Source organism: Actinoplanes auranticolor (assembly GCF_018332655.1).
GTDB lineage: Bacteria > Actinomycetota > Actinomycetes > Mycobacteriales > Micromonosporaceae > Actinoplanes > Actinoplanes auranticolor.
The window spans coordinates 338,888-349,003 of record NZ_BOQL01000018.1 but is presented as its reverse complement, the minus strand read 5'-3'; the positions used below and the strand labels follow the sequence as shown (position 1 = coordinate 349,003).

The 10,116-nt window shown below is 71.2% G+C and carries 8 protein-coding genes; 3 read left to right on the top strand and 5 right to left on the bottom strand.

Going from position 1 to position 10,116, the window contains the following annotated elements; all coding sequences use genetic code 11:
- Positions 1-429: 429 nt before the first annotated feature.
- The gene (locus Aau02nite_RS10895) at positions 430-1,509 is read right to left on the bottom strand and encodes a glycosyl hydrolase (protein WP_212988220.1); all 1,080 of its coding nucleotides are present in this window, start codon (positions 1,507-1,509) and stop codon (positions 430-432) included.
- 3 nt (positions 1,510-1,512) lie between these two features.
- Positions 1,513-2,646 carry a glycosyltransferase family 4 protein gene (locus Aau02nite_RS10890; RefSeq protein WP_212988219.1) on the bottom strand — a complete coding sequence of 378 codons (1,134 nt, stop codon included), beginning with the start codon at positions 2,644-2,646 and terminating at the stop codon, positions 1,513-1,515.
- A 179-nt stretch (positions 2,647-2,825) separates the two neighbouring features.
- On the opposite strand from Aau02nite_RS10890, the gene Aau02nite_RS10885 reads away from it, so the two are divergent.
- Together Aau02nite_RS10885 and Aau02nite_RS10880 are read left to right on the top strand one after the other, a co-directional pair.
- Positions 2,826-4,715, top strand: a complete 1,890-nt coding sequence (locus Aau02nite_RS10885) for a DUF8189 domain-containing protein (RefSeq protein WP_212988218.1) — start codon at positions 2,826-2,828, stop codon at positions 4,713-4,715.
- 230 nt (positions 4,716-4,945) lie between these two features.
- Entirely contained in the window at positions 4,946-6,061 is a 1,116-nt protein-coding gene (locus Aau02nite_RS10880) for a MerR family transcriptional regulator (protein WP_212988217.1), read from the top strand.
- 12 nt (positions 6,062-6,073) lie between these two features.
- On the opposite strand, the gene Aau02nite_RS10875 is transcribed toward Aau02nite_RS10880, so the two are convergent.
- Positions 6,074-6,400 carry a hypothetical protein gene (locus tag Aau02nite_RS10875; protein WP_212988216.1) on the bottom strand — a complete coding sequence of 109 codons (327 nt, stop codon included), beginning with the start codon at positions 6,398-6,400 and terminating at the stop codon, positions 6,074-6,076.
- A gap of 224 nt (positions 6,401-6,624) precedes the next feature.
- On the opposite strand from Aau02nite_RS10875, the gene Aau02nite_RS10870 reads away from it, so the two are divergent.
- Positions 6,625-8,652, top strand: coding sequence for a sensor histidine kinase (locus Aau02nite_RS10870; protein ID WP_212988215.1), 2,028 nt, complete (start codon positions 6,625-6,627; stop codon positions 8,650-8,652).
- A 65-nt stretch (positions 8,653-8,717) separates the two neighbouring features.
- Here the strand turns inward: Aau02nite_RS10870 and Aau02nite_RS10865 are convergent, their stop codons facing one another.
- Together Aau02nite_RS10865 and Aau02nite_RS10860 are read right to left on the bottom strand one after the other, a co-directional pair.
- The gene (locus Aau02nite_RS10865; RefSeq protein WP_212988214.1) at positions 8,718-9,569 is read right to left on the bottom strand and encodes a cytochrome c biogenesis CcdA family protein; all 852 of its coding nucleotides are present in this window, start codon (positions 9,567-9,569) and stop codon (positions 8,718-8,720) included.
- Positions 9,569-10,057 (bottom strand): TlpA family protein disulfide reductase, encoded by a 489-nt coding sequence (locus Aau02nite_RS10860; protein ID WP_212988213.1) that lies wholly within the window; start codon positions 10,055-10,057, stop codon positions 9,569-9,571. Before Aau02nite_RS10860 ends, Aau02nite_RS10865 begins: the two co-directional genes overlap by 1 nt.
- Positions 10,058-10,116: the final 59 nt, after the last annotated feature.

Below are 10,116 nucleotides of genomic sequence, written 5' to 3'. Positions count from 1 at the left end.
GGCGGCGACCACATGATCGTCAAGAAAGTGGATGATCAGATTGTTTCGTGTTATCCCGGCACCGGCGCGAAATAGCGCACGCGTTCGGCTTCGGCACACTGATGCCGGTCCATGGAAGCATCAGAGAGTGGCGGGCGTCAATGACTTCCGCTTTTTCATCGTTGTCATCAAGCAAGCGAGTACGGGTCACCGAAAATTGTGAACGCCGTATCGCGATCATGGGCTTTTGCTGATAACGGCGGCGGCCACCGAGTGCTCGGGGTCCGGCAATGCATCCTCGGCCGTGTTGACTTTTAACAGCTCATGAACAATTCGTGGCGGATAATCGCGCCTATTCACGCGGCCGGGCCCTGCGGGGATGCAGATGCGAGCACATTCACAGGGATGAATCCGTTATGCCCGGAACCGACCGTGGGTCGTCCGGGTCGCCTAGCGGCGGGTGAACCGGGCGGCCAGTGCCGGGTATGTCGGTTTGGCCGATCCGTCGTGGCGCAGCAGACCGAAGTGCTGTTCGTCGTCGCCGCGGTCGACGCCCGTGTCGCGGGCGGAATACCAGAACAGTGGGCCGGCGAACGGGTGCGAATACCACAGATCCACGGCCGTATCCACATAGGTCGCCAGTCGCTGCTCGGACGTCGAGTGCGGTCCCGCGGTCGGATATCCGTACTCCGTTGCCCAGATCGTCTTCCCGGCGTCACCGTGCGCCCGCATGACCTCGTAGATCCGCTCGACGAACCCGTCGAGGTGGTCGCTCGCGGCCGGGGCCAGCGGCCGGGTGTACGGGTGCACCGAAACGGTGTCGAACAGCGGCCCGCCGCCGGCGCGGTACACGTCGGTGAGGAAGCGCACCGGGTCGGCGGGGCCGGTGCCACCGGGCACCACCGATCCCAGGACCACGTTGACCTGTACGCCCAGGTGGCGCGCGGCGCTGCGAACGCCCAGCGCACATGGCTGCAGCAACTGGCGCACGTACGCCGGAGCGGTGGGCCGGGCCCGGCCCGGATGCGGCAGGTTCACCTCGTTGCCGATCTCGTAGTCCCGTACGCCCCGGGGGATGTACCGCTCCGCGGCCCGCCGGCAGTATTCACGCAGCCACACCAGCTGCCGCGGTGGCGCATAGGCGCCGGCTCCGTTGTTGGCCCACGCCGGCGCCGTGTGCAGGATGGCCAGATGGCGCAGGCCTGCGGCGTGGGCGTCGGCGACGACCGGGTCGTACCGGCTGAAGTCCCAGCGGCCGGGCGACTCCTCCACGGCCCGCCAGTCGATGTCGCTGCGCACCCAGGACGCGTTCATCGCCCGCAGCGCCGCGTAGTCGGCGCGGCGACGCGGGTTCGCCGGTTCGCCGCTGCCCAGCGCGACGCCGCCGACGTGCCTGCTCTGGGCCGGCGCGTCCGGGACGACGGGCTGCACCGTGGCCGGGCCGGTGGTGATCGGGCCGCCGTACACAATCGCGGCAGTGATGACGGCAGCGGCCAGCACAGCAACCACCCGCCGGGGCCTGGTCCGCACGGGTCACCTCCGGCGGGGGCCGGCGACCGCGGCCAGCAGGTTGATCATCCGGCGGGCCTGGGTGGGCCAGGTGTATTCCGCCGCCACCCGCTGTCGGCCGTTCTCGCCGAGCGTGCGGGCCAGTTCGGGGTCGGTCAGCACCTCGTGCAGGACCCGGGCCAGATCATCCGGGTCGCCGGCCTGGGCCAGTGCCCCGGTCCGGCCCTCCGCCACGAGCGAGGGCAGGGCTCCGATCGCGGTGGCCACGACCGGCACCCCCTGGGCCCAGGCCTCCAGCAGCACCGTCGGGAAGGCGTCGTTGGCGGTGCTGGGGCAGGCCACCAGGGCGCGGACCCCGCGCAGCACCCGGTCGCGGTCGGCCGGAGGCAATCTGCCCGTGAACGTCACCGCGGCGGTGAGGCCCAGCTCCTTCACCCGCCGTTCGTAGCGGGGCCGGTCGTCGCCGTCGCCGACGACCGTGAGCCGGGGCGCGCTGCCGCCGTAGCGGCGGCGGTACCGTTCCAGCGCGTCGAGGAGCAGGTCGAGTCCCTTCCAGGAGTGGGTGCGCTGCAGGCTGGCCACGAAGGCCAGGCCGTCGCCGATCGCCTCCGGCGGGGCGGCGGCGACCGCGGGGACCGCGTTCGGCACCACGTGCAGCTTGTCCGCCCATCGGCCCAACGCGTCGCGGACGTAGGGGGAGACCGCGACGACGGCGTCGGCCCGGCCCAGCGTCAGCCGCTGGACCGCCCGGTAGGCGAGGGTCGTCGCGCGCATCGCGAGGCCGCCGGGCTTGTCCAGGGTGGCGGCATGGTAGGTCACGACGAGCGGGACGCGCCCCACCGCCAGGGCGGCGGCGTCCACCATGAACACGACCGGGGTGTGCGCGTTGACCACGTCCGGACGCTCGGCGCGCAGGATCCGCCGCAGCAGCCAGGGCCAGGCCGGGTGCACGGGCGTGTTGGAGACCGTCCGCCAGATCGGCAACCGGTAGACGACGAGCCCGTCGAGGTGCTCGCGCCGCACCGAGGGGACATCGTCGCCGCAGACCACGACGACCTCGGCGCCGGCCGCCCGTAGTCCTTGGGCGAGGTGCCAGGCGTAGGTCTCCATGCCTCCGGTGCGGGGTGCGAAGTACGGGGCAGCGAGGAGAATTTTCACGGTGATGAGGCCTGCCTGATACGGGTTGCCGGCTGGTCCGCCGCTCGGCTGAGGGCGCCGATGTGCCGAACCGATGGCCATTGACCCGTGTCCGGCCAGCTGATCCCCCTTCCGCATTCGAACGACTACGGTGCGTGGCATAGAAGAGTATCGCTACGGGGGACACCATGCTGCACAGAGTGAAGACGTTTGTGGTCGCGGTCGCCACGGTGACGCTGGGCGTGGCCGTGCCGGTGACTCCGGCGCCCGCCGTACCCGCCGCCGCGCCGCAAGATCTGCATCCGCTGTATATGCAGGTGGTGGCCCATCCCGACGACGAACTCTTCTTCATGAACCCGGACATCGACCGCTCGATCAACACCGCGCTGCCGGCGATCACGGTGTACCTGACCGCCGGCGAACTGACCGGAAACGGGGCCACCCCGGCCGAACGGGCCCGGAACCGGCAGCGCGGTCTGCAGAACGCGTACGCCGAGATGGCCGGGGTCGCCGACGCCAGCGATGCCACCCAGTCCGAGTGGGAAGGCACCCCGTTCCCGGTCGCGGGCCGCGTGGTGGAGATGTACTTCCTGCGGGCCCGTCCGGACGTGCACCTGTTGTTCCTCAACCTGCCCGACGGGCAGCTGCGCAACATCGACACCGGCGGTTCGTTCGGCTCGGTGGTGCCGGCCGGCGGCCTGGGTGTCTCCTCGTCGCGGTACGGCCGCACCGACGTCCTGGCCGTGCTGCGCTCGCTGATGGACGTCTACCGGCCCACCGTGCTGCGCTCGCTCGACCCGGAGCCGGACCGCCGGAGCGGATACACCGAGGATCACGCCGACCACGTCACGGCCGCCCGGTTCGCACGGGACGCGGCCGCGGGGTACCCGGGCCCCCTGCAGGAGGTCAACTATCGCGGCTACAACATCGGTGATGTCCCACCGAACCTGTCCGCCGAGCAGACCGCCCGCAAGAGCCGGATCCTCGAGGCGTACTACCGCTACGACCGCGAGTTCGGCGACTCGCACGGCGGCGACCGGTGGTTGTCGCGCATGTACCACCGGTGGCCGCGCGGCGCCGGATGGGTGGCCCGCGATGCCCGCGAAACGGTGCGGGCGTTCGTGGTCAGCAACGGCGCCCCGAAGGTCTACTCCCAGCTGGCCACCGGGATCTGGGGCCCCGGGCTGCCGCTGGCCGGCCCCGGCGGCCGGCTGGCTTCCGGCCTCGCTGTCGGGCGTACGCCGGACGGCCGGTTGACGGTGGCCGGCCGTCGGCTGTCCGACCATCACCTGCTCGCGTCCGCCCAGGCCGCCGACGGCTCGTTCGCCGGGGGCTGGACCGATCTGGGCAACCCCAACACCGGCCTGGGTAACGAGGACCAGGTCGGTACGCCGGCGCTGGCGGTCAACGCCGACGGGCGGCTGCAGGTGTTCGTCAAGAACGGCGGCGGCGGGATCAGCACGCAGGCGCAGGCGGCCCAGGGTGGGTGGAGCGGGCGCTGGGACGACCTCGGCGGCCACGACCTGCAGGACGGCGTCGCCGCGGTGACCGGCCCGCAGGGACGGATCGAGATCTTCGCCGGCAGCCGTACCGAGATCCAGCACTGGTCGCAGCCTCAGCCGAATGCGGCGCTGGAGCGCAAGGACTCGCTCAGCAGCGGGGCGCCGGCGAGCCCGCCGCAGGCGACCGTGGACACGCAGGGACGGATCTCGGTCAGCTACCGCGAGGAGGGCACCGGACGGGTGCTGCAGCTGACCCGGCCGGCCGACGGCACCTGGCCGGAGGAGCCGACCGACCTGGGTGGATCCGGCCTCGGGCAGCCCACTCCCGCGCTCCCGGCGGCCGGGGGACAGCTGATCTTCGCGCGGAACGCTGCCAACGGGGTCAGCGTCACCCGGCGCTCCGCCGGTGGCGAGACCTTCAGCCCCTGGGCCGACCTGGGTGGCACGCTGCTCGGTGAGCCGGCGGCGGCGGTCGACGCGGCCGGGCTGCCCGTGGTGTTCACGATCGAGCCGACGGGGGTGTCGGCCCGGCGGCAGACCGGAACCGGCTCGGAACAGCCGTTCGTCCCCCAGAGCCTGGGCATGTAGCCACGGCGCCACAGTGGAGAGCACGCGTGCCGACTTGAGGGGCCGGTGCGGGTCGCATCCTGATGTGCCGTAGCTGTGCGGTCAATGATGCTGACGCCATGATGCGAACGCTATGCGGTTGAGCGCGAGTGTTCTGGTTCTCCCGGTGGTGGCTGGCATGTTCGGCTCGGCAGCGACGGCCACTGACAGCCCTTGCCCCTCACGCGGCGTCATGGCACATAGTCGGTGGCGTGGAAGAGCACCTGACCGTGGGACGCGTGGCCGAGCTGGCCGGCGTAACCGTCCGCACGCTGCACCACTACGACGCGATCGGCCTTCTCCATCCCTCCACGCGGACCGCGGCCGGGCACAGGGCCTACTCCGCGGACGACGTGGAGCGGTTGCGGGAGGTGCTCGCCTACCGCCGGCTGGGTTTCGGACTGGGTGAGATCGCCGACCTCGTCGACGACCCGGCAACCGACGCGATCGCGCACCTGCGCCGGCTGCGCGGCCTGTTGCTGGAGCAGCAGGATCGCGCGGCCGCCATGGTGGCGGCCATAGACAAGGAACTGGAGGCACGGGCGATGGGAATCAGGACGACGCCGGAGGAACAGCTGCGGGTGTTCGGCGCGCAGTTGTACGACGCCATCGGGTCCGCCTACCCGGCGACGCGGCGCACCGAGCCGCGGATCGCCGCGCGGATCTGGGACGCCCTCGGGGATGCCCGCACGGTTCTGAACGTCGGGGCCGGCACCGGCTCCTACGAACCACCGGACCGCGACGTCACGGCGGTGGAACCGTCGGCGGTCATGCGGGAACAGCGGCCCGCGGGCGCCGCGCCGTGCGTGGCCGCCGCAGCGGAGAGCCTGCCGTTCGAGGACCAGTCCTTCGACGCCGCGATGGCGGTCAGCACCGTCCATCACTGGCCGGATCCGGTCGCCGGGCTACGCGAGCTGCGGCGGGTGGCCCGCCGGGTGGTGGTGTTCACCTACGACGCCGACCACATCGCCGGGCGCGGGCAGTTCTGGCTCACCCGCGACTACCTGCCCGAGTTCGCGAACCTGCTCATCGGCTGGCCGTCGCTGACCGACCTGACCGAGGCGATCGGGGGACGCGCGGAGCCGGTGCCCGTTCCCTGGGACTGCACTGACGGCTTCTTCGAGGCCTACTGGCGCCGGCCCGAGACCTACCTCGACGAGCGTGTGCGCCGCGCGGTATCGGTATGGACCAGAGTCGGGCCGGAGGCCGAGCAGCGGGCGGTGAGCAGACTCCGCGAAGACCTGTCCTCGGGGCGGTGGGCCGATCGCAACCGCGAACTCGCCGGCCTCGACGCGGCGGAGCTCGGACTCCGCCTGCTCGTAGCTTGAACCGTGGCCGGGCTACAGCCCCGTCGCGCGGTTGACCGCATCTGCCTGGAGGTCGCGGTACGCCGCCATCTCGGTTGCGCGTTCCGTACGGGTCTTGGCCTGGTACTTCTGGTCGAGCTGCCGGGCGAGGCGGACCAGGCCCGTCGCCCGGCGGCACTCGATGTCCGCCACGGCCGTACGGATCTCCGTCGCCCGTGCTCGTGTGTCGGTGCCCGGCTTGCCGTAGAGCTTCGACATCGCCTTCGACGCCTTGTCGGGCCGCTCGTAGTGGTAGCCCTTGCCGCGCAGGCAAGCCTGCCATTTCGCAAGCGTGGCGCGGTAGCGGGGATCGGCTTCCACGCGCCGGCCGCCCTTGGTGGTGCACCGGCACCCATCAAGCCAGACGCCGCTTACCGCGCGCTGGCGTAGCGCTTACGCGTCACAGCGACGCCGGCAGCGGGCGATAGGGCAGCATCTGTCAGTTCTCCGGGGCACCTTCGACGGATTTTGATCCGAGGGCAGCGCGGCGGAGTACTCAATGGGAGCGATCCCACCGTCAGCCGTCCGGCCAGGAATGAGGTCTCGTGGGGCGAAAACCGAGGTCCATCCGTTCCAAGATCGTCCTGGTGCTGCTGGTGCCCGTGGCCGCGTTGACCGCGCTGTGGACCGTGGATGTCACGGCGTCGTTCGCCGACGCGACGGCGCTCCGGGACACCAACCACACCCAGGACAACGTCAGCTTGCCGTGCGACAAGATGGTGGCGGCCTTGCAGGCCGAACGCAGTCTGTCCGTCGATGTCCTGGCGGTGGCCGGCGGAGACACCGCCGCGCTGCGGGCGCAACGGGCGGCGACCGACGCGGCAGTCACCGAGTTCCGCGACCTCTCCCGGCACTACCGGGGCAGCGGCATCTCGGCCGACATCACCCGGGCCCGGATCGCCGACATGCTCGCGGCCCGCGACGCTCTGGTCCTGCTGCGCACCCAGGTCGACGCCGGGAGCATCACCCGGGCCGTGGCTGTGAGCGGATACAACGGCATCATCAGCTACGCCTTCAGCGTGTCCACCGCGGCCGCCGTCTCCAGCGATCCGCTGGTGGAACGGGTCATGCGTACCTCGGTCGCCATGCGCCGGACCGGCGAGCTGCTCCATCAGGAGGACGCCCTGCTGACCGGCGTGACCTCGGCGGGCCGGTTCGACACCGGGGAACGCCGGCAACTGAGTGAGATCGTCGGAGCGTTGCGCTTCCAGATCCCGGTCGCCGGCTCCACGTTGCCGGCGCCGGACCAGGCCGCCTTCAAGAGCATGCTCAGCAGCCCCAACTTCGTGGCGCTGCGGACAGCCGAGGATCGCATCCTCAGCGAGGACGGTCCCGGAGGACCGGTGTCGACCACGCGGGCCGAGTGGAAGGCGACCTTCATCCCGGCCGTCCGTCAGCTGTACGACTTCCTGGCCAACGGCTACGGCAAGGCCGCGGAGTTCGCGGCAGCGGAACGCGACCGGATCCTGATGCGGTTCGGCGTGTCCGGGATGCTGGGCCTGGTCGCGATCCTGGCGTCGCTGTTCCTGTCGATCCGCGTCGGCGGTTCCGTGGTACGGCGGCTGTCCGTCCTGCGGACAGCGGCAAACGATCTGGCCCAGCGCCGGCTGCCCGAGATGGTCAGGCGGGTACGGGCGGGGGAGCAGATCGACGCGGACGGCAACACGCTGCGCCTGTCCCTGGGCGACGATGAGATCGCCGACGTCGGAGCCGCACTGAGCGAGGTGCAGCAGAGCGCGATCGACTCCGCGGCCGGGGAAGCCGCTCTGCGCTACGACATGAACAAGGCCCTCGTCAACATCGCCCGCCGCAACCAGACGTTGCTGGACCGGCAGCTCGAGGCCCTGGCCCGGACGCCCGCCGTGGACGCCGCCGGAGAACGCGCGACGACCCGGGTCGAACAGCTGGCCGTCCAGATGCGCCGGCACGCCGACCATCTGGTGATCCTCGCGGGCTCCGCGCGCAGCCGGCGCGGATTCGGCCCGGAGCCGCTGGCCCGGATCATCACCCGGGCGGCGGGCGAGGTCGAACACTCGCAACGGATAGAGTTCGGCCCCTTGACGGACGCGGAGGTGCCCGAGCCGGCCGTGACCGACATCGGGCATCTGCTCGCCGAGCTGCTGGAGAACGGTACGACCTTCTCCCCGCCCGGCACGCCGGTGCGAGTGTCGGCCCAACGGGTTCCGGACGGGGTCGCGATCGAGATCGAGGACCAGGGTCTGGGGATGTCCCGGACCGTCCTGGACGAGACCAACCGCAGGCTGTCCCAACCCCAGGAGTTCGACCCGGCCAAGAGCGCACGACTCGGCCTGTTCGTCGTGGCCTTCCTGGCTGCCCAGCGCGGAATCCGTGTCGTACTCCGGCCGTCTCCGCACGGCGGCCTCACCGCGACGGTGACGATTCCGCCCGAGCTGGCCGTCCCGGTGGTCGCACCGGTCCCCGCGACTGCCGCGCCGCCCACCGGGGGCATCCGCCGCTCCAACGCGGCCAAACTGGTGGGGATGGTCGCGCAGGGCGGCCGAGCCAGGGCCGAGCCCGGCGCGGCGCCCCGGCACGCCGCGGAGGACAGGTAGGACCGGGGCGATGGGCTCGCGGCTTGCAGGAACGTGCCGCACCGGAGCCACCCTGCCGGGAAGCGTTACCCAGTGGTTGCGTTTCGGCGATGGTCGTCCCCGGACCTGGTCCGGCGGGCTGCCCGGAGGGCGACGGCGATTCCCGCGGTCAGGATGAAGGCGGCGAGGATCCACCAGACGCCGACGGCGTCGAGCCATGTGGTGATCTGCCCTTGGATCTCGGTGACGGTCCCGACGACCGCGTCATCGGCGGAGTCGCCGGCGATGACGCGGAGTTCGTACCAACCGTAATAGGCGACGTACAGGCCGGCGAGCAGCAGGAACGCCCCGCTGATGCGCAGGATGTGAGGCAGGACGGCACGGGTGCGGCGCACGGCGGTGTCCTGCGCGAGGGCGACGAGCATGGCCAGCAAGCCGACGACGATACCCATGCCGAGGCCGTAGGCGACGAAGGCGGCCAGCCCGGTCGCGATGTCACCGGAGCCGGAGACCAGTCCGGTCACGGCGAGGAACGGCGCGATCGTGCAGGACAGCGAGGCGATGGCGTAGGAGGCGCCGTAGCCGTACAGGGCGATGAACGAGCCGGACGGGCCGCCGATGGTGAGGCGGGGTATCGGCAGCGAGAGTTCGCGCCCGGACAGCATCCAGCAGCCCAGGCCGGCCAGGACGACGCCGGTGACCACGGTGACCCAGGGCAGGTGTTGCTGGATCGGCGCGGTCGCGATGCTGATGACGAAGCCGATGGCCCCGAAGACGGTGACGAAACCCGCGGTCATGGCGCTCGACAACCGCAGGGCGCGGAGCACGCCGCCCGGCCCCGAGACGAGCATGGCCAGGAAGGAGGGCAGCATGGCGAAGCCGCACGGGTTGAAAGCGGCGACGAGGCCGGCGGCCAGCGCGACGGTGATGTCGTCCATCAGGCGGTGTGCTGGTCGATGAGTTCGGAGAGCTGCCCTTCGTCCAGTGGTCCGGTCGCGGACCTGGTCTTCCCGTCGGGGCTGACGAACAGGTAGGAGGACTGGGAGGTGACCTTGAAGTGCTTGTAGAGCGCACCGGTCCGGTCGTCGAGCTGGACGAGACCGGAGGTGCCGGTGCGGTCGACGAACTTGGTCATCTGGTCCTTGTTCTTGTCGAGACCGGCGATGCCGACGAAGCGCACCTTGTCGCCGTACTTCTTCGCGGTCTTGGCGACGGCGGGACCTTCGGCCTGGCACTTGGGGCACCACGGGGCCCAGAACCAGAACACCACCGGGCCGCCGGCCAGGCGCGTCCCGTCGAACGCCGCGCCCTCCAATGTGGTGCCGGTGAACTTCAGCAGAGCGGGCACGTCCGCGGCGGGCCCGGACGCCGTGGGGCTGTCATCCGGCGAGGGCGCTCCTGCCGAGGCTTCCGCGGTGGTCGTCACGGGCGCTGGGGAACCGGCTGGATCTTCGGCGCCGGTCCCACAGGCGGTCAGAACCAGGG

What these genes read in the sequence shown, in the direction of transcription:
- Aau02nite_RS10865 (WP_212988214.1), bottom strand. Translation starts at nt 9,569, where the DNA reads ATGGACGACATCACCGTCGCGCTGGCCGCCGGCCTCGTCGCCGCTTTC.